Here is a 19,394-nt window from a genome sequence, read left to right on the forward strand (position 1 = left end):
GCGCCCGCTCAGCCCTCGTTTGGTACCCGGCTCCTAGGTCACCCGTCCCATTGACAAGAACCCACTCAAGTTTTGTGCTGGAGTTCAAAGGGGTGCCTGGGCGGAAGGGGACAGCGATGGCACGCGCGGTCGGGATCGATCTCGGGACCACGAACTCGGTGGTGGCCGTCCTGGAGGGCGGCGAACCCACTGTTGTCGCCAATGCGGAGGGGGCCAGGACCACACCGTCGGTCGTCGCCTTCGCCAAGAACGGCGAGGTGCTCGTGGGTGAGGTGGCCAAGCGGCAGGCGGTGACGAACGTCGAGCGCACCGCCCGCTCCGTGAAGCGGCACATGGGCGACGGGAACTGGCGCTTCCCCGATCAGGGTGACATCGACGGCACCCGCTACCGGGCGCAGGAGCTGTCCTCCCGGGTGCTGCAGAAGCTGAAGCGGGACGCCGAGTCCTATCTCGGCGAGGACGTCACCGACGCGGTGATCACCGTCCCCGCGTATTTCGACGACGCCCAGCGGCAGGCCACGAAGGAGGCCGGGGAGATCGCGGGCCTGAAGGTCCTGCGGATCATCAACGAGCCCACCGCGGCCGCCCTCGCCTACGGCCTCGACCGGGGCGAGGAGCAGACCGTCCTCGTCTTCGACCTCGGCGGCGGCACCTTCGACGTCTCCCTGCTGGAGATCGGCGACGGCGTCATCGAGGTCAAGGCCACCAACGGCGACACGCACCTCGGTGGCGACGACTGGGACCAGCGGGTCGTCGAATACCTCGTGAAGAAGTTCAAGGGGCAGTACGGCATCGACCTCGGCAACGACAAGATGGCGCTGCAACGACTGCGCGAGGGGGCCGAGAAGGCCAAGATCGAGCTGTCCAGCTCCTCCGAGACGACGATCAACCTGCCCTACATCACCGCCTCCGCCGAGGGCCCCCTCCACCTCGACGAGAAGCTCACCCGCGCCCAGTTCCAGGAACTCACCGCCGACCTCCTCGACCGCTGCAAGACCCCCTTCCACCAGGCGGTCAAGGACGCCGGCATCAAGCTCTCCGTGGTCGACCACGTCATCCTCGTCGGCGGCTCCACGCGCATGCCCGCCGTCACCGACCTCGTCAAGGAGCTCACCGGCAAGGACCCGCACAAGGGCGTCAACCCCGACGAGGTCGTGGCCGTCGGCGCGACCCTCCAGGCCGGCGTCATCCGCGGCGACGTCAAGGACGTCCTGCTGCTCGACGTCACCCCGCTGTCCCTCGGCATCGAGACCAAGGGCGGCATCATGACGAAGCTCATCGAACGCAACACGACCATCCCCACCCGGCGTTCGGAGATCTTCACGACGGCCACCGACAACCAGCCCTCCGTCGGCATCCAGGTCTACCAGGGCGAACGCGAGATCGCCGCGTACAACAAGAAGCTCGGCGTCTTCGACCTCACCGGGCTGCCGCCGGCACCGCGCGGGGTGCCGCAGATCGAGGTCGCGTTCGACATCGACGCGAACGGGATCATGCACGTCTCCGCGAAGGACCTCGCCACCGGCCGCGAACAGAAGATGACGGTCACCGGCGGCTCGGCCCTCCCCAAGGACGACATCGACCGCATGATGCGGGACGCCGAGCAGTACGCCGAGGAGGACCACAAGCGCCGCGAGGCGGCGGAGACGCGGAACCAGGCCGAACAACTCGTCTACCAGACCGAGAAGTTCCTCCGCGACAACGAGGACAAGGTCCCCACGGACACCAGGTCGGAGGTCGAGTCGGCGATCACGGACCTCAAGCAGCAACTGGAGCAGAACGCCGAGACGAACGCCCTGCGCACCGGCATCGAGAAACTCGCCACCGTCAGCCAGAAGATGGGGCAGGCGATGTACGCGTCCGCCTCCGCAGCAGGGTCGGCCGACGAGCCGACGGCGAGCGAGCCCGAGGAAGAGGGCGTGGTGGACGCGGAGATCGTCGACGACGAGAAGGACCAGCGGGACCAGAAGGGCGGGGCGGCCTAGGAGCCGGCCTTCTCCCAGCCCCGCTTCTCCGGCCGCGGCCCCAGCTGCTCGGGGTCGCGGCTCCGGTAGACCACGTACGGCCGGAACAGATACTGCACCGGTGCGCTGAACATGTGCACCAGCCGGGTGTACGGCACCAGCGCGATCAGCGCCATGCCGATCACCGCGTGCACCTCGTACAGCACCGGCACGCCCGCCATGAGGTCGATGTCCGGCTGCAGGGTGAACAGGCTGCGGGCCCAGGGAGCGATGGACCGGCGGTAGTCGTAGCCGTCGCCGCCGGCGTGGGACAGCTTGGCGACCATGCCCATCACGATCGCCGCGAGCAGGACGACGTACATGACCTTGTCGTTCGCGGTCGTCGCCCGGAACACGGGCGCGTTGGTGCGCCGGCGGTAGACCAGCAGCACGATCCCGGCGACCGCGAGCAGGCCGGCCGCGGTGCCGCCGTAGAGGGAGAACAGGTGGTAGGTGTGCTCGCTCACGCCGACGGCCTCCGTCCACGACTCGGGGACGAACAGCCCGACGATGTGGCCGACCAGCACGAACAGGATGCCGTAGTGGAAGGCGGGCGAGGCGATGTTCAGCAGCTTCGACTCGTAGACCTGCGACGAGCGCGTGGTCCAGCCGAACCGGTCGTAGCGATGACGCCAGAAGAGACCGGCGACGAGCAGGGCGAAGGTGACGTACGGCAGGACGCCCCAGAGGAACGTGGTCATGAGCGTGCCCCCGTGGGTGCGGTCGGCAGTGTGGCGCATACGGAGTCCAGGACGGACGCGTACGGTGTCCCGAAGTCGGTGAGCCGGGAGCGCAGCTGCTCCAGGGCGTCCCGGTGTTCCAGCAGCAGTTCGGTGTTGCCGGTGCGGGCCGCGAACTCCAGTACCGCGGGCAGGAAGTCGGGCAGCTCCTCGCCGGTGAACTCCAGGCCGTGCGCACGGTAGAGGTCCTTGAAGTGCAGCAGCGACATGCCGCGCCGCCGGGTGTCCCCGTCGTGCCACCAGCTCAGGTACAGGCTGTGACGGTTCTTGAAGTCGAAGACCTCGACGTAGTGCGCGGCCAGCTCCTGCGGGGGCGTGACCGCCGCGTGGTCGGTGAACTCCCGTAGCTGAGGGGCGGCTTCGCGCAGGAGTGGCAGGCGTGCGCGGAAGTCGTCGTCGGGGTAGGTCAGGCAGAGCGCGGCCGCCTGGTAGAGCACCTCGAAGGAAGGCATCAGGCCTCCTCTGGGTCGGCCGGGCCGACCGGTTGCGTCGGGTGGTCCGCGGTCTGCCGTCCGCGCAGGGCGTGGAAGTTCTCCACCGACACCAGCGGCAGCAGCTTGCGCCCGGAGTCCTGGCCGAAGGGGCCGTCCCCGCCCATCCCGGGCCCGCCGGCGTAGTCGAGGCTGCACCCCTGCGGGAGCGCCGACTCCTCCAGGCGCCGGGCGTCCCCGACGGCGGCCGTCGGAATCACGTACCGGTCCTCGTACTTGGCGATCGCCAGCAGCCGGTACATCTCCTCGATCTCGTAGGTACCCATGCCCACGGCGGCCGGCACCGAAGGGTCCGGGTCCTCCCCGAGGTTGATCGCCCGCATGTACGAGCGCATCGCCGCGAGCTTCTCCAGCGAGGACCGCACCGGGCCGATGTCACCGGCGGTGAACAGCTCCGCCAGGTACTCCAGCGGGATGCGCAGGCTGTCGATCGCGCCGAACAGGTTCCCGGCGTCCTCACCGTCGTGACCGGTCTCCGACAGCGCGTCCACCACCGGGGAGAGCGGCGGGATGTACCAGACCATCGGCATCGTCCGGTACTCCGGATGCAGCGGGAGCGCCACCCGGTACTTGCTGATCAACGCGTGCACGGGGGAGCGGCGGGCCGCCTCCAGCCAGTCGTGCGGGATCCCCGCCTCCTCGCAGGCCTGCCGCACCCGGGAGTCCTCGGGGTCGAGGAACACGTCCAACTGCGCCTCGTACAGGGCGCGTTCGTCCCGGACCGAGGCAGCCGCCGTCACCTTGTCGGCGTCGTACAGCATCACCCCGAGGTAGCGCAGCCGGCCCACGCACGTCTCCGAGCAGACCGTCGGCTGACCGACCTCGATGCGCGGATAGCACATCGTGCACTTCTCGGCCTTGCCGGTGCGGTGGTTGAAGTAGACCTTCTTGTACGGGCATCCCGTGACGCACATCCGCCAGCCCCGGCAACGGTCCTGGTCGACGAGGACGATGCCGTCCTCCGCCCGCTTGTACATCGCCCCCGACGGGCACGAGGCCACGCAGGACGGGTTGAGGCAGTGCTCGCAGATGCGCGGCAGATAGAACATGAAGCTCTGCTCGAACTCGAACCGCACCTTGTCGGAGGCCTGTTTGCGGGCCCGCTCGACCATCGGGTCGAAGTCGCCGTGGGCGGGCGCTCCGGCGAGGTTGTCGTCCCAGTTCGCCGACCACTCGATCTTCATCGGCTTGCCGTCGAGCTGCGAGATCGGCTGGGCCACCGGGAAGTCGTCGCCCAGCGGGGCGTCGGTGAGGTTCTTGTAGTCGTACGTCCAGGGCTCGTAGTAGTCCTTGATCTCCGGGAGTTCGGGGTTGGAGAAGATCCCGGCGAGCTTGCGGATCCGGCCGCCCGCCTTCAGCTTCAGCGCGCCCCGGCGGTTCAGCTCCCAGCCTCCGCGCCACCGTTCCTGGTCCTCGTAGCGGCGGGGATAGCCCTGTCCGGGGCGGGTCTCGACGTTGTTGAACCAGACGTACTCCATGCCGCGCCGGTTGGTCCACGCCTGTTTGCAGGTGACCGAGCAGGTGTGGCAGCCGATGCACTTGTCGAGGTTCATCACCATCGCTATCTGGGCCATCGGGCGCATCAGTACTCGACCTCCTGGCTGCGGCGGCGGATCACCGTCACCTCGTCGCGCTGGTTGCCCGTCGGGCCCAGGTAGTTGAACGCCCAGGACAGCTGGGCGTAGCCGCCGATGAGATGGGACGGCTTGAGGATGAGCCGGGTGAGCGAGTTGTGGATGCCGCCGCGCTTGCCGGTGGTCTCCGTCTTCGGGACGGCGACCGTCCGCTCCTGCGCGTGGTGCATGTAGACGGTGCCCGGCGGCATACGGTGCGAGACGACGGCCCGGGCGACCACCACGCCGTTGCGGTTGACCGCCTCGATCCAGTCGTTGTCCACGACGCCGATCGCGTCCGCGTCCTGCGGGGACATCCAGATGTTCTGGCCGCCTCGGGAGAGGGCCAGCATGAACAGGTTGTCCTGGTACTCGGAGTGGATGGACCACTTGTTGTGCGGGGTGAGGTATCGGACCGTCACCTCCCGCTGGCCGTCCGGTCCGAGGCGCGGTTCGCCGAACAGCTTGTTCATGTCCAGCGGCGGCCGGTACACGGGGAGCGCCTCGCCGAGTTCGTGGATCCAGTCGTGGTCCAGGAAGAAGTGCTGGCGGCCGGTGAGGGTGTGCCAGGGCTTGAGATGCTCGGTGTTGAGGGTGAAGGCGGTGTAGCGTCGGCCGCCCGCCTCGCTGCCCGACCACTCCGGTGAGGTGATGACCGGCACCGGGGCGGCCTGCGTGTCCGCGTACGTGACCCGCTTGCCCTCGTGCTCGGCCGCGAGATGCGCCATGTCCTGCCCCGTACGGGCCTCCAGTGTGCGGAAACCCTGGGTGGCGAGGCGGCCGTTGGTCGTGCCGGACAGGGCGAGGATGGTGTTCGCCGCCTTCACGGCCGTGTCGAGGGAGGGGCGGCCGTCGGGCGTGACGCCGTTCAGGTGCCGGAGGTCCTCGACCTCCTCGTCAGGCTTCAGCGTGATGCCCTTGGCGGGCAGGCCGAGTTGCTCCACCAGCGGTCCGAGTGCGGCGAACTTGGCGCCGATCGCCGTGTAGTCCCGCTCCACCACGGTCAGGTTCGGCATGGTCCGCCCGGGCACGGGAGCGCATTCCCCGCGCTTCCAGTCCAGGACGACCCCGCCCGGCTGGGCGATCTCGCCCGGGGTGTCGTGCTGGAGCGGGGTCGCCACCAGATCCTTGCGTACGCCGAGATGGTCGGCGGCCAGCTCGCTGAGCCGCTCGGCCAGCGCCTTGAACGTGTCGAAGTCGGTGCGGGCCTGCCACGGCGGATCCACGGCCGGGGTGAAGGAGTGCACGTAGGGGTGCATGTCCGTGCTGGACAGGTCGTGCTTCTCGTACCAGGTCGCGGCGGGCAGGACGACGTCCGACAGCAGCGTGGACGACGTCTGCCGGAAGTCCAGCGACAGCAGCAGGTCGAGCTTGCCCTCGGGTGCCTCCTCGCGCCAGGTCACCTCGCGCGGCCGTACGTCCTCGGGCGCCTCCTCGGCCTGGAGCGAGGAGTGCGTGCCCAGCAGGTGCCGGGTGAAGTACTCCGCGCCCTTCGCCGACGAGCCCAGCAGGTTGGCCCGCCACAGCGTCAGCACCCGCGGCCAGTTCTCCGGCGCGTCAGGGTCCTCGCAGGCGAACTTGAGGGTGCCCGCCCGCAGTTCGGCCACCGCCCGTGCCACGGGATCGCCGAACACCTCGCCCAGCTCCAGTGGATTGCGGTCGAAGGTCGGATACGACGGCATCCACCCCGCCCGCGCCGACAGCGCCAGACAGTCCGCGCTCGTCATCCCCCGGAACCGGCCCGCACCGAGCGGCGAGGCGAGCACGTCGGCCCTGAACCGGTCGTAGCGCCACTGGTCGGTGTTGAGGAACCAGTACGCCGTGCCGATCATCTGGCGCGGCGGACGCGACCAGTCCGACGCGGCCGCGAGCGTAGCCCAGCCGGTCACCGGACGGCACTTCTCCTGGCCGACGTAGTGCGCCCAGCCACCGCCGTTGCGGCCCTGGCAGCCGGTGAGCTGAAGCAGGGCGAGGAAGGCGCGGTAGATCGTCTCGGAGTGGAACCAGTGATTGGTGCCGGCGCCCATCAGGATCATGCAGCGGCCCTTGGACCGCTCGGCCGTCCGCGCGAACTCCCGCGCGATCCGCACGCACTTGGCCGCCGGGACGGAGGTGTGCGCCTCCTGCCAGGCGGGCGTGCCGGGCGCGGCGGCATCGTCGTACGACGTGGGCCAGCGGCCCGGCAGCCCGGGCCGCGCCACCCCGTACTGCGCGAGCAGCAGATCGAAGACCGTCGTCACCAGCGGGCCGTGCGCACCGCCGAGCTTCGTCGCCGGGACACCACGCCGTACGACGTCCCCGCGCCCCTGCCCGTGCGCCCCGCCCTCGGTGTCGAAGCGGGGCAGCAGCACCGGGACACCTGCGGAGACCTCGCTCCCGTAGAGGCTCAACTGCGGCCGTATGTCGCCGAGTTCCAGGTTCCACCGGCCCTTCCCCGAGTCGGCCCAGCGAAAGCCGAGTGAGCCGTTCGGGGCGACCGCGCGGCCCGACACCTCGTCCAGCACCACCGTCTTCCACTCGGCGCCCTCACCCTCCTGCCCCAGATCCGAGGCGCGCAGGAACTTCGCGGGGACGTAGGCACCGTCGCGTTCCTCCAGGGTGACCAGGAAGGGCAGGTCGGTGAACTGCCGTACGTAGTCCGCGAAGAACGGTGTCTGGCGGTCGACGAAGAACTCCTTGAGGACGACGTGGCCCATGGCCAGGGCCAGCGCGCCGTCCGTGCCGGGGTGCGGGTGGAGCCACTCGTCGGCGAACTTGGCGTTGTCGGCGTAGTCGGGGGCCACGACCACGACCTTCTGGCCCCGGTAGCGGGCCTCCGCCATCCAGTGCGCGTCGGGCGTGCGGGTCACCGGGACGTTCGAGCCCCACATCATCAGATACGCCGCGTCCCACCAGTCGCCTGACTCCGGTACGTCGGTCTGGTCGCCGAAGACCTGCGGGGAGGCCACGGGCAGGTCGGCGTACCAGTCGTAGAAGGAGAGCATCGGGGCGCCGATGAGGGAGTGGAAGCGGGCGCCCGCCGCGTGCGACACCATCGACATCGCGGGGATGGGGGAGAAGCCGGCGATGCGATCGGGCCCGTACGTCTTGATGGTGTGCACATGAGCGGCGGCGACCAGCTCGACCGCCTCGTCCCAACTCGCCCGCACCAGGCCGCCCTTGCCGCGGGCCCGCTGGTAGCGGCGGCGGCGCTCGGGGTCGTTCTGGATGTCCGCCCAGGCCAGGACGGGATCCCCCAGATGCCGTTTGGCCTCCCGGTACATCTCCAGGAGCACCCCGCGGACGTACGGGTAGCGGACCCGGGTGGGGGAGTAGGTGTACCAGGAGAAGGCCGCGCCGCGGGGACAGCCGCGGGGCTCGTACTCGGGGCGGTCGGGGCCGACGCTCGGGTAGTCGGTCTGCTGGGTCTCCCAGGTGATGATGCCGTCCTTGACGTACACCTTCCAGCGGCAGGAGCCGGTGCAGTTCACGCCGTGCGTGGAGTTCACGACCTTGTCGTGGCTCCAGCGGTCCCGGTAGAAGGCGTCCGCCTCGCGCCCGCCCGTCAGCGCGACGCTGTGCAGATCGGGCGCGGCCGTGCCCGGCCGGAAGAACCTCCCGGCCTTCAGCAGCGCCGCGCCCGGTTCCGCGGGCGCGGCGGGCGGTATCTGCGTGTCGGTCACAGGCGCTCCCTTGGCTTGCCCTGGTCCCGAACCTAGGGCGGAGCGCGGGAACGCACCTGTTCACGGCACCCGTACGGGTAACCGACGCACGGCACCCGGGTGGGTCAGGGCTTGCGGGCGACCCCCGCGTACACCGGCACGATGCCCTCGGCCTGAGCCGCCACGTCCACCTGCTCCGGACGCCAGCCGTACACGGGGATGACACCGGGGCCGAGCAGCTCCAGCCCTTCGAAGAAGCGGGAGAACTCGGCCAGCGACCGGGGGAAGAAGGGGGTGCCGCTGCGCCGGAAGTGGTTCGCCGCCTGCTCGATGGCCTCGGGGCTGAGGTCCGGGGTGACCTGGGACAGGATCAGGTAGCTGCCCGGGGCGAGCGCGGCGACGTACTTCTCCAGCAGGCCGTACACGTCGTCGCCGTCGGGGTCCTCCCCCAGGTAGTGGGTGAGCGCGACCAGCGACAGCGCGACCGGTTCGGCGAAGTCCAGGGACTCGCCGGCCCGGTCCAGCAGGGTGCCGACGTCACGGACGTCGGCATGCACGTACGTGGTGCTGCCCTCGGCGGAGCCGTGCAGCAGGGCCTCCGCGTGCCGCAGCACGATCGGGTCGTTGTCCGCGTACACGACCTTGGCCTCCGGAGCGACGCCCTGCGCGACCTGGTGCAGGTTGGGCTCGGTGGGGATGCCCGTGCCGATGTCCAGGAACTGGCGTATCCCGGCCTCGGCGACGGTGCGGACGGCCCGGTGCATGAACCGGCGGTTGGCGCGCGCCCCGCGCAGGACCGTGCCGTCCACGGCGAGGATCTTCCGGGCCAGCTCCTCGTCCACCGGGTAGTTGTCCTTGCCGCCCAGCCACCAGTCGTAGACGCGGGCCGGGTGCGGCCGGCTGGTGTCGACGCGAGTGGGCGCGGACTCGGATCCGGTCATGCGGTGTGTCCTCCTCGGGGCTCGTCTGTGGTCGTGGACAGGTCGTCGGCCGGGGCCGGAAGGTTGCCGTGCGCCGGTCAGACGTCCTCGCGGCACTCCCGCAGAATCGTTTTCGTGCGCTCGGCCGACGCGGCGGCCGTCGACATGTGGTCCAGGACCTCCAGGTGCGCGGCGACCTCCTTGCGGGAGTCCAGGTACAGGGCGCCGGTGAGGTACTCGGTGTAGACCATGTCGGGCAGCTCCGGCTCGGCGAACCGGAACAGGGAGAAGGGGGCGTACGTCCCCGGGTGCGGGCCGGAGGCGAACTCGGCGATCTGTAGCGTGACGCGGTCGCGCTCGGCGAACTCCAGGAGCTTGTCCACCTGGTCGCGCATCACCGCGCCGTCGGCGCTCACCGGACGCCGCAGCACCGTCTCGTCCATGATCACCCACAGGTGGGGCGGGTCGGGGCGCTCCAGCAGTCCCTGCCGTGCCATGCGCAGCGACACATGCCGCTCGATGGTCTCCGGACCCGCCTGCCCGATCGTCCCGGCGGCCATCACCGCACGCGCGTAGCCCTCGGTCTGCAGCAGACCGGGCACGAAGTGCGGCTCGTAGGAGCGGATGATGCGGGCGGCGCCCTCCAGACTCACGTACAGGCTGAACCAGTCCGGCAGCACGTCGTGGAACCGCTGCCACCAGCCCGGCTGGTTGGCCTCTTCGGCCAGTGCGACGAAGGCGGCCGTCTCGTCCTCCGCGACGCCGTACGTCTCCAGCAGCACCTGTACGTACGGGATCTTCAGCGCGACCTCGGCCGTCTCCATCCGGCGTACGGTCGCCGCGGCCACGCGCAGCACGCGGGCTGCCTCGTCGCGCCCGAGGCCGGCTGCCTCCCGCAGTTCCTGGAGGCGCTTGCCGAGCACCACCTGGCCCACGGTGGGAGCGGGTCGCCGCTCACTCACGCCACGCCTCCCCTACGCGCCGAAAGTACGGGCGCCATGTTACGGGGAAGCGGTGGGGTGGTCACTGTTGTGTGCCGGGTGCGGGATGGTGGGGGCTGGTCGCGCAGTTCCCCGCGCCCCTTGGGGCGTTGCCCGCGGCCCCGGTTGAATCGCCAGGTCCGCATTACCTTGCGGGTAATCGACCCCGTCGCCGCCCCGCGGGATCGTGGAGGCACCGGGTCCCGGGCCGGCGCACTCCGTCCCGGGATCCGGGTCGGCCACCTCAACCCAACCCCGACGGAGGGTGATTCACCATGTCCGCCACCTCGCTCGCCGCGCTCGCCCGGACCTCCGACCCGCAGACCGTGCTGCGCCGTTTCCTGGCCCTGGACGCGGTGGTGACCGGGGCGAACGGGCTGGCCTACCTTGCCGTGTCCGGACCGCTCGGCCGCTTCCTCGGTGTCGACTCGGGGCTGCTCCTCGCCCTCGGCGCGTTCCTCACCGTGTATGCGGCCGCCGTGGGCCTGCTCGCCTCGCGTGCCCGGCCTGCCGCGCTGCCGGTACGGGCCGTCATCGAGGCCAACCTCGGCTGGACCGCGCTGAGCCTGGTCGCCCTCGCGGTGTGGCTGTCGCCGACCGCGGCGGGCGCGGTGTGGACCGTGCTGCAGGCGCTCACCGTCGCCGGGTTCGCCGGGTTGCAGTACGCGGCGCTGAAGGCCCGTCAGGGCATCAGCGACTGAAGGTACTTGACCGTCGCCGGGTCGGCCGGGAGGAGCGTCTCGATGGCCAGCTCGGCGACGGTCACGTCCATGGGGGTGTTGAAGGTGGAGATGGAGGAGATGAAGGACAGGACGCGGCCCTCGTGCTCGATCTGCATCGGCAGCGCGAAGTACGGGACGGGCTCGGCCGGTTCGGCGCCGGGCGTCTCCTCCGGTACCGGGTACGCCGCCACCTCCTCGTACAGCCGGCGCAGCGGCTCGGAGCGGCGCAGCGCGATCTGCCGGTCCATCTGGGCGAGCAGATGCCCGCGCCACTCACGCAGGTTGCGGATGCGCGGCGCGAGGCCCTCCGGGTGCAGGGTCAGGCGCATCGCGTTCAGCGGGGGCGTGAGGAGGTGTTCGGGGATGCCGTCGAGCAGCGTCAGGATGCCCCGGTTGGCGGCGTGGACGTTGTACATCGCGTCGACCACCAGGGCCGGGTAGGGCTCGTAGCCCTGGATGAGCCGCTCCATGCCCGCGCGCAGCGCGTCCAGTGCCGGGTCGTCCAGCGGGGTCTCGGGGTAGCGCGGGGCGTAGCCGGCGGCCAGCAGCAGCGCGTTGCGCTCCCGTACCGGAACGTCCAGGTGCTCGGCCAGCCGCAGCACCATCTCCTCGCTCGGTCGCGAACGGCCCGTCTCGATGAAGCTGATGTGCCGCGCCGAGGAGTCCGCCCGCAGCGCCAACTCCAGCTGGCTGACCCGCCGTTGCTCGCGCCAGGCCCGCAGCAGGGGGCCGACGCCGTGGTCGGCGGGGGCGGTGGCGGGTGCGGCGGCGCCGGGCGGGACAATGGTCATGAGTACGACCGTAGTCGAGGAGCGCGTGCAATGAACGAGCCGTGGATGTCGACCCTGGCGGGCGAGGCCGTGTACCGCGCCCGGGTGCGTGGCTGCCTGCTCGGCGGGGCCCTCGGTGACGCCCTCGGCTACCCGGTCGAGTTCAGTTCGCTGGACCGGATCCGCGCCGCCAACGGAGAGCGCGGAGTGACCGGATTCCTCTTCGCCGGCGACAGCGACGTGGCCCGGATCAGCGACGACACCCAGATGTCCCTCTTCACAGCCGAGGCCCTCATCCAGGCCCACCGGCGGGAGCGGCTCAAGGGCATCGGCGGCGGCTGGGCCCTGCTGGTGCGCTGGGCGTACGAGCGCTGGCTGGAGACCCAGCGCCACCCCGGCCCGGAGCACGCCGCGCCCCCGCAGAGCGGCGCCCCCGACGGCGGTCTGATCACCCAGGCCTGGCTGTACGCGCGCCGCGCCCCCGGCAACGCCTGCGTCTCCGGGATCACCCAGATGTACGCCCCCGACCCGTCGCTCGCCCTCGACGGCAGGCCCGGCGAGGTCAACCCCGACTCCAAGGGCTGCGGCGCGGTGATGCGCTCGGCCCCCTTCGGCCTGGTGAACACCGCCGACGCGGCCTTCGCGATGGCCGCCCGCGCCGCCCAGATCACCCACGGTCACCCCACCGGCTACTACGCGGCGGGCGCCTTCGCCGCGATCGTGGCACACCTCGTCGCGGGCGACTCCCTGGAGGGCGCGGTCCTGCGCACGCTACGGCTGCTGCGGCGCCATCCCGGCCACGAGGAGACCTCGGCCGCGCTCACCGAGGCCGTCGACCTGGCCGAACAGGGCTCGCCGACCGCGGAGAAGGTCGAGTCCCTGGGGGAGGGCTGGATCGCCGAGCAGGCCCTCGCCATCGGCGTGTACTGCGCGCTCGTCGCGCCCTCCGTGCGGGACGCGCTGCTGCTGTCCGTCAACCACTCGGGCGACAGCGACTCCACCGGCTCCGTCTGCGGCAACCTGCTGGGCGTCCGGTACGGCGACCACGGCCTGCCGCACGAGTGGCTGGAGCAGGTCGAGGGCCGGGCGCAGATCGCCGCGCTGGCCGACGACCTGGCGGCCGAAGGCGTGCGGCGCTGACCTTCGGGGAACCCGTCTGACCAGGGCCGCCGCGTCCAGGCTGTGGCACGCTGAAGACGAACCCGCCGGTGCAGGAAGGAGCGAGGCCATGCCCCTCGAACCGCTGTCGCAGAAGGAGATCGAGGACCGGCTCGCGGAGCTGCCGGGCTGGTCGCAGGAGGGCGACCGCATCGCCCGCTCCTACCGGCTCCCCTCGCACTTCGCGGCCACGGCGATGGTCGTGCACATCGCCCAGGTCCAGGAGGAGCTCGACCACCACACCGACCTGACCCTCGGCTACAACACGGTCTCCCTCACCGTGAACACCCACACGGTGGGCGCCGTGACGAAGCGGGACTTCCTGCTCGCCCGGAAAATCGAGGAGCTCGCCCCTGGTCACGGGGCACACTGACGCGCGTGCTGGACTACGACAAGGAAGCGGAGCGGTACGACGCCTCGCGCGGCGGCGAGCCCAGGGCGGCGGCCGCGGCGGAGGCCGTGCTGGGACTTCTGCCGGACGGGACCCGGCGCCTGCTCGACGTCGCCTGCGGCACCGGCATCGTGACGCGGCGGCTCGCCGCCGGACGGGACGGCCTGTGCGTGACCGGCGTCGATCTCGCGCCCGGCATGGCTCGCCAGGCCGCCGCCCGTATGCCCGGTGCCGTCGTGCTCGCCGACAGCCGTCGGCTGCCGTTCCCGGGCGGCCGGTTCGACGCCGTCAGCAGTGTGTGGCTGCTGCACCTGGCCCGCACGGACGAGGACGTGCGGGCCACCGTCGGGGAGTGCGCGCGGATGCTGCGGCCCGGCGGGGTCTACGTCACCACGGTCGACAAGGCCGCCGCGCACAACGTGGGCAGCGACATCGACGCCGTCATGGCCTCCCGCCCGCAACGCCCCGCCCGGGACGAGGCGGCGCGCGTCGAGTCGTACGCCCTCGACCACGGCCTCCTGCCGGCCGGGCAGTCCGGCTTCACGGGCCGAGGCCAGGGCCGCAGCCCCCGCCGCACGGTCGCCGACCTGCGCCGGGGCTGGTTCGTCACCCTCCCGCCCGGCGACGCGCGCGCCGACGACTTCGCCGCCAGGCTGGCCCGCCTCCCGGACCAGGACCGACCCCGGCCGGACCCGGTGTTCACGCTCCGGGCGTTCCGGAAGCCCGGGTGAACTCCATGACCCAGTTCGACACCCAGGTGTCCCCGCCGTCCACGGAGAACGCCTGCTCCCAGCGGGCCGTGGTGGCCGAGATGCCCGACCAGACGAACCGCACCCGTACGTCCTTGCCGTCGTAGGTGTCGTCGCCGTGGAACTCGCCGCGTTCGCCTTCGAAGCGCCCGGACACCGGTGGGAACAGCTTGCCGGTGCGGCTGGAGGACCAGGTCAGCGACCACTGCTCGGTCTCCAGGTCGAACAGGCGCAGCGTCAGCCCCTTCGAGCCGAGGTGCGGCATGTCGATCTCGTCGATGTTGGCGGCGCCGTCGAACAGCGGCCAACAGCGGCTGGTCGCCGGGAACTCCACCCAGTCGCTGTCCGGGTCGAGGAAGTCGGTGCGGCTACGGTTGACGACGTCCCACTCGCCGTGGAAGAAGTCGAAGTCGTGCGGGCTGCTCATATGCGGTCTCCAGTGGTTCCTTCGGGCAGCGAGTCGGCCAAGTAGGCCTTCAGATCGGGGACTTCGGGCGCGAGCAGGTGCCGTACCCAGGCGTCCCGTTCGTGCAGGATCGGCGGGAGTTCCCAGACGCAGCCGATCCACGGCAGGTCGGGCGTGACGAAGTGCGTCGGGTCGTCGTCCGGGCAGCCGAGCACCGGCTGGCCCGCCGCCGCGCCCTTGAAGTGCAGGACGTTGTCCCACACCCAGCTGTAGGCGTTGAGGTAGGCGCCGTCGTCCCCGCCCCGGTGCAGGACCACGAACGTCGCCGGGGGCGTGCCGTCCGGCTCCGGCAGCAGGTCCGGCAGGATCGCGTACGCCGCCTTCTCGACCTCCGGCGCGATGCCCGCCGGGTCGGCGGTGACGTGGTAGCGCTTGATGTGCCGCCCGGCCACCTCGATCGGCGGCGGCACCGTCAGCAGTTTCTCGGTGAAGCTCATGCCAGGACGTTAGGACCGCTTCACTGACACCATGTGTCAGTGAAGTCCAGCCGACTCGTCTCGATCCTGCTCCTTCTCCAGACCCGGGGCCGGATGACCGCCGCCCAGCTCGCCGAGGAGCTGGAGGTGTCCGTCCGCACCGTCTACCGTGACGTGGAGGCCCTGAGCGCGGCCGGCGTGCCGCTGTACGGCGACGCCGGTCACGCCGGGGGCTATCGCCTCCTGGACGGCTATCGCACCCGGCTCACCGGCCTGACCGCCGACGAGGCCGAGGCGCTGTTCCTCGCGGGCGTCCCGGGACCGGCCGCCGAGCTCGGTCTCGGCTCCGTCCTGGCCGCCGCCCAGCTCAAGGTCCGCGCCGCCCTCCCCGCGGAGCTCCGCGTCCACGCCGACCGGATCAGCGGCCGCTTCCACCTGGACGCCCCCGGCTGGTACGCGGACGGCGAAGAGACCCCGTTCCTCCCGGCGGTCGCCGACGCGGTGTGGAACAGCCGGGTGCTGCACGTCGTCTACCGGCGCTGGCGCGAGCCCACCGACGTGGAGCGCCGCCTGGAGCCGTACGGCCTGGTCCTCAAGGCGGGCCGCTGGTACGTGGTCGCCGGCCCCGGACCGCGCACCTTCCGCGTCGACCAGATCCTCGAACTCGCCGCGTCCGACGAGGAGTTCACACGCCCCGAGGCCTTCGACCTCGCCGCGTACTGGGAGGCGTACCAGCGGGACTTCCACGACCGCCTGTACCGCGCGGAGGCGGTGGTACGTCTGGCCCCGGGGGCCGCGCTCTCCGGGCCGCTCGCCCGTGCCGTCACCGCGAACGGCCGTACCGACGACGACGGCTGGATCCGGGCCACCGTCCCCATCGAGTCCGTCGACCACGCACACGGCGAGTTCCTGCGCCTGGGCACGCACGTAGAGGTACTGGCGCCGCCGGAGCTGCGCGAGCGGATCGCCCGTACGACTGCCGAACTGGCCGAAAGATACGGCAACTTCGCGGTGCGCGGCGACCACTGAGGATTCGGAATCCGTCCGTCCTCCCAGGAGGTACGTCTCGTGCAGCACCCGCACAAGCACCGCAGACGAAGGGCCGTCATCTCCGCGCTGGGCGCCACCGTCGCGCTCGTCGCCGCAGGACTCACCACCCTGAACGGCGTCGGCACCGCGGAGGCCGCCACCGCCCGCCAGGTCGAGAAGCTGGACCGGGGCGTGGTCAGCGTCCACACGGCCAGTGGCAACCTGGTCAGCTGGCGCTGGCTGGGCACCGACCCGAACGACGTCTCCTTCAACGTCTACCGCGCCGGTACGAAGGTCAACTCGACCCCGATCACCGGCTCCACCAACTACTTCCACTCCGGCGCCCCCGAACAGGCCGACTACACGGTCCGCGCGATCGTGGGCGGCGTGGAGCAGGGCGACTCGGTCCACGCCGTCCAGTTCCGCCCGGGCTACAAGGACGTCCCGATCAGCCCACCGGCCGGCGGCACGACCCCCGACGGAGTGGCGTACACCTACGAGGCCAACGACGCCTCCGTCGCCGACCTCGACGGCGACGGCGCCCTCGACATCGTCCTCAAGTGGCAGCCCACCAACGCCAAGGACAACTCCCAGTCCGGCTACACCGGCAACACGTTCGTCGACGGCGTCAAGCTCGACGGCACCCGGCTGTGGCGCATCGACCTGGGCCGCAACATCCGCTCCGGCGCGCACTACACGCAGTTCCAGGCGTACGACTACGACGGCGACGGCAAGGCCGAGATCGCCATGAAGACGGCCGACGGCACGGTGGACGGCACGGGCGCGGTGATCGGCAGCTCGTCGGCCGACCACCGGAACTCGTCCGGCTACATCCTGTCCGGCCCCGAGTACCTGACCATGTTCAACGGCCAGACCGGCAAGGCGATGCAGACGGTGGACTACGTCCCGGCTCGCGGCTCGGTCGCGTCGTGGGGCGACTCGTACGGCAACCGGGTCGACCGGTTCCTCGCCGGAACCGCCTACCTGGACGGCGCCCGCCCCTCCCTCATCATGGCGCGCGGCTACTACACCCGTACGGTCATCGCCGCCTGGGACTGGCGAGGCGGCAGCTTCACCCGCCGCTGGACCTTCGACACCAACTCCTCCACCAACACCGGCAAGGGGTTCGACGGCCAGGGCTCGCACAGTCTGTCCGTGGGGGACGTCGACAACGACGGCAAGGACGAGATCGTCTACGGTGCGATGGCCGTCGACGACAACGGCTACGGCCTGTGGACGACGAAGGCCGGCCACGGCGACGCCCAGCACCTCGGCGACCTCGATCCCGCACGCGCGGGCCTGGAGTACTTCAAGGTCTCGGAGTCCACGTCCCAGCCGGCCGAGCTGTACATCAACCCGGCCAACGGGACCGTGATCTGGTCCCTCGCCGCCTGCTGCGACAACGGCCGCGGAGTCGCCGGCGACATCTGGGCGGGCAACGACGGCGCCGAGGTCTGGTCCGCCTCCGACACCTCGATCCGCGACGAGGCCGGCGCCACCAAGGGCCGCGAGCCGTCCTCCGTCAACTTCCTGTCCTGGTGGGACGGCGACACCGTCCGCGAACTCCTCGACGGCACCCGCATCGACATGTACGGCACGTCCTCCGACACCCGCCTGCTGACCGGCTCCGGCGTCTCCTCCAACAACGGCACCAAGGCCACGCCGGTCCTCTCCGGCGACATCCTCGGCGACTGGCGCGAAGAGGTCATCTGGCGCACGAGCGGCAACACGGCGCTGCGGATCTACTCCACGCCGCACGAGACGAACACGAAGATCACGACCCTGCTCCACGACACGATGTACCGCACGGGCCTCGCCTGGCAGAACACCGCATACAACCAGCCCCCGCACCCGAGCTTCTTCATCGGCAACGGCATGGCCACGGCGCCCCGGCCGACCGTGTACACGCCCTGAGCAAGGGGAAGCGGTCCTCTCCGGCGCTACGCAACGGCGGCCGTCCGAACCCCCTCGGCGGTCGCCGTTGTTGACCTCAACCAAACTTGAGGTTCTACGGTGAACGCGTTCTGGTGATCGCTTGAGGGAGGGACGACAAGTGAGCGTGGCGCTCAGGGAGTATGCGCAGGAAGAGCTGGCCGCCCAGCCGATCGGTGCGTGGAGCGGCGAGGCGTACCGGCTGGTGGTCGGAGCCATCCGTGCGCAGTTGGCGGTGGAGGACCTCACGCAGCCGCACTGGTGGACGCTCAATCACGTCGCCGGGGATCCGGGCAGGTGGACCCGTGCAACGTTGATCGAGCGGCTGACGAAGTACGACGACCTGGGGATCGACTTCAACGGAGTCTTCGACGACCTGGTCGCCCGCGGTTGGCTCACCGAGAACGCAGGAGCCATGACGTTGACCGAGGCTGGGGAGTCCGGGCGCGTTCGGGCCAGGGAGCGCAACCTGCGCGTGCATCAGCAGACACACGAAGGCATCGACACGGCCGACTTCGTGACCACCATCAACGTCCTGCGTCGCATGGTCGCCAACCTGGGCGGCGACGGCAACCTGCCCGACTGACGGGCGTCGCGGGCAGTCGCGCACCGGCGGACGGTGTAACGGGTCGCCAGGTTGCTTCACGGGGCCGTTTTTTCGGTGATCCGTACAACCATGCAAGTTCTCCACGGGTCCTTCACATGCGTACTACCGAGAACCTGGGGAGAACATGTTCCACCGCACCCGCACCCGCATTCGCCTCGCCGCCACCGCGGCCGTCGCCGTCGCCGCGATCGGTCTGACCGCCTGTGGCACCGGCTCCGGCGACGAGATCGTCGACAAGCCGAAGGCGAACGCCTCCGCCAAGGCCGACAGCGGCGACGAGAAGGAGCCCGCCGTCGAGAAGAGCAGTGCCGCGCCCGAGGTCGCCAAGGTCGGTGACACGCTCGCCCTCAAGGGCATGGAGAGCGGCACCGGACTGGACGCCACCGTCGTCAAGGTCGTCGACAACGCCAAGTCCAGTGACGAGTTCTTCGCCCCCGAAGACGGCAGCCGGTGGATCGGTGTCCAGTTCCAGCTCGTCAACACCGGCTCCAAGGTCTACTCCGACGCCCCCGCGAACGGCGCGAAGATAGCCGACGACCAGGGCCAGCAGTTCGGGACCGTCATCGCCGACATCACGGCCGGACCGTCGATGTCGTCGGACGTCCGGCTGAAGCCCGGCGCGAAGGCGCTGGGCTGGGTCGTGTTCGAGGTGCCGAAGGCCTCGAAGGCGGCCACCGTCACGTTCGGGATGGACTCGGGCTTCGCGGAGCAGGTCGGGGAGTGGAAGCTGTAGGAGAGCACAGAGGGCGCGTGCCGACGGCCGGCA

At 70.7% G+C, this 19,394-nt stretch carries 18 protein-coding genes; 9 read left to right on the forward strand and 9 right to left on the reverse strand.

The window, feature by feature from the left end; translation table 11 throughout:
- Positions 1 to 116: 116 nt before the first annotated feature.
- The gene (gene dnaK, locus ABD932_RS15385) at positions 117 to 1,985 is read left to right on the forward strand and encodes a molecular chaperone DnaK (protein ID WP_345012886.1); all 1,869 of its coding nucleotides are present in this window, start codon (positions 117 to 119) and stop codon (positions 1,983 to 1,985) included.
- Here dnaK and narI read toward each other — a convergent pair.
- The 6 genes from narI to ABD932_RS15415 all read right to left on the reverse strand — a co-directional run bounded on the left by narI (position 1,982) and on the right by ABD932_RS15415 (position 10,370).
- Complete coding sequence (gene narI, locus ABD932_RS15390; protein WP_345012888.1) at positions 1,982 to 2,704, reverse strand: respiratory nitrate reductase subunit gamma; 723 nt, start codon at positions 2,702 to 2,704, stop codon at positions 1,982 to 1,984. The genes dnaK and narI overlap by 4 nt on opposite strands.
- The gene (narJ, locus tag ABD932_RS15395) at positions 2,701 to 3,195 is read right to left on the reverse strand and encodes a nitrate reductase molybdenum cofactor assembly chaperone (RefSeq protein WP_345012890.1); all 495 of its coding nucleotides are present in this window, start codon (positions 3,193 to 3,195) and stop codon (positions 2,701 to 2,703) included. The genes narI and narJ overlap by 4 nt, the downstream gene beginning before the upstream one ends.
- Positions 3,195 to 4,817: a nitrate reductase subunit beta gene (gene narH / locus ABD932_RS15400; RefSeq protein WP_345012892.1), complete on the reverse strand. Its 1,623-nt coding sequence runs from the start codon at positions 4,815 to 4,817 to the stop codon at positions 3,195 to 3,197. The genes narJ and narH overlap by 1 nt, the downstream gene beginning before the upstream one ends.
- Complete coding sequence (locus tag ABD932_RS15405) at positions 4,817 to 8,509, reverse strand: nitrate reductase subunit alpha (protein WP_345012894.1); 3,693 nt, start codon at positions 8,507 to 8,509, stop codon at positions 4,817 to 4,819. The genes narH and ABD932_RS15405 overlap by 1 nt, the downstream gene beginning before the upstream one ends.
- A gap of 104 nt (positions 8,510 to 8,613) precedes the next feature.
- Positions 8,614 to 9,429 carry an SAM-dependent methyltransferase gene (locus tag ABD932_RS15410; protein ID WP_345012896.1) on the reverse strand — a complete coding sequence of 272 codons (816 nt, stop codon included), beginning with the start codon at positions 9,427 to 9,429 and terminating at the stop codon, positions 8,614 to 8,616.
- A 77-nt stretch (positions 9,430 to 9,506) separates the two neighbouring features.
- A complete protein-coding gene (locus tag ABD932_RS15415) occupies positions 9,507 to 10,370 on the reverse strand; it encodes a helix-turn-helix domain-containing protein (protein WP_345012898.1) in 864 nt (287 codons plus the stop codon).
- 293 nt (positions 10,371 to 10,663) lie between these two features.
- On the opposite strand from ABD932_RS15415, the gene ABD932_RS15420 reads away from it, so the two are divergent.
- Positions 10,664 to 11,089, forward strand: a complete 426-nt coding sequence (locus ABD932_RS15420) for a hypothetical protein (RefSeq protein ID WP_345012900.1) — start codon at positions 10,664 to 10,666, stop codon at positions 11,087 to 11,089.
- Here the strand turns inward: ABD932_RS15420 and ABD932_RS15425 are convergent.
- Entirely contained in the window at positions 11,071 to 11,901 is an 831-nt protein-coding gene (locus ABD932_RS15425) for a helix-turn-helix domain-containing protein (RefSeq protein WP_345012902.1), read from the reverse strand. The genes ABD932_RS15420 and ABD932_RS15425 overlap by 19 nt on opposite strands.
- Before the next feature lie 30 nt (positions 11,902 to 11,931).
- Between ABD932_RS15425 and ABD932_RS15430 the strand changes: the two genes are divergently transcribed.
- The 3 genes from ABD932_RS15430 (at position 11,932) to ABD932_RS15440 (ending at position 14,160) form a co-directional block, all read left to right on the forward strand.
- Positions 11,932 to 13,020 (forward strand): ADP-ribosylglycohydrolase family protein, encoded by a 1,089-nt coding sequence (locus ABD932_RS15430; RefSeq protein WP_345012904.1) that lies wholly within the window; start codon positions 11,932 to 11,934, stop codon positions 13,018 to 13,020.
- Between the two features lie 88 nt (positions 13,021 to 13,108).
- Positions 13,109 to 13,411 (forward strand): 4a-hydroxytetrahydrobiopterin dehydratase, encoded by a 303-nt coding sequence (locus ABD932_RS15435; protein ID WP_093905847.1) that lies wholly within the window; start codon positions 13,109 to 13,111, stop codon positions 13,409 to 13,411.
- A 5-nt stretch (positions 13,412 to 13,416) separates the two neighbouring features.
- Positions 13,417 to 14,160, forward strand: coding sequence for a class I SAM-dependent methyltransferase (locus tag ABD932_RS15440; RefSeq protein WP_345012906.1), 744 nt, complete (start codon positions 13,417 to 13,419; stop codon positions 14,158 to 14,160).
- Here ABD932_RS15440 and ABD932_RS15445 read toward each other — a convergent pair.
- Together ABD932_RS15445 and ABD932_RS15450 are read right to left on the reverse strand one after the other, a co-directional pair.
- The gene (locus tag ABD932_RS15445; protein WP_345012908.1) at positions 14,129 to 14,605 is read right to left on the reverse strand and encodes a hypothetical protein; all 477 of its coding nucleotides are present in this window, start codon (positions 14,603 to 14,605) and stop codon (positions 14,129 to 14,131) included. The two genes, ABD932_RS15440 and ABD932_RS15445, sit on opposite strands and share 32 nt — an antisense overlap.
- Positions 14,602 to 15,081 (reverse strand): hypothetical protein, encoded by a 480-nt coding sequence (locus ABD932_RS15450; protein ID WP_345012910.1) that lies wholly within the window; start codon positions 15,079 to 15,081, stop codon positions 14,602 to 14,604. The genes ABD932_RS15445 and ABD932_RS15450 overlap by 4 nt, the downstream gene beginning before the upstream one ends.
- A gap of 39 nt (positions 15,082 to 15,120) precedes the next feature.
- Here ABD932_RS15450 and ABD932_RS15455 point away from each other — a divergent pair, with 39 nt between their 5' ends.
- The 4 genes from ABD932_RS15455 (at position 15,121) to ABD932_RS15470 (ending at position 19,361) form a co-directional block, all read left to right on the forward strand.
- On the forward strand, positions 15,121 to 16,089 hold the full coding sequence (locus ABD932_RS15455; RefSeq protein ID WP_345012912.1) for a helix-turn-helix transcriptional regulator: 969 nt from the start codon (positions 15,121 to 15,123) through the stop codon (positions 16,087 to 16,089).
- Positions 16,090 to 16,128: 39 nt separating this feature from the next.
- A complete protein-coding gene (locus tag ABD932_RS15460) occupies positions 16,129 to 18,003 on the forward strand; it encodes a rhamnogalacturonan lyase (protein WP_345012915.1) in 1,875 nt (624 codons plus the stop codon).
- 139 nt (positions 18,004 to 18,142) lie between these two features.
- A complete protein-coding gene (locus ABD932_RS15465) occupies positions 18,143 to 18,607 on the forward strand; it encodes a MarR family transcriptional regulator (protein ID WP_345012918.1) in 465 nt (154 codons plus the stop codon).
- Between the two features lie 145 nt (positions 18,608 to 18,752).
- Entirely contained in the window at positions 18,753 to 19,361 is a 609-nt protein-coding gene (locus ABD932_RS15470) for a DUF4352 domain-containing protein (RefSeq protein WP_345012920.1), read from the forward strand.
- Positions 19,362 to 19,394: the final 33 nt, after the last annotated feature.

Origin of the sequence: Streptomyces shaanxiensis (assembly GCF_039537145.1) — a bacterium.
GTDB lineage: Bacteria > Actinomycetota > Actinomycetes > Streptomycetales > Streptomycetaceae > Streptomyces > Streptomyces shaanxiensis.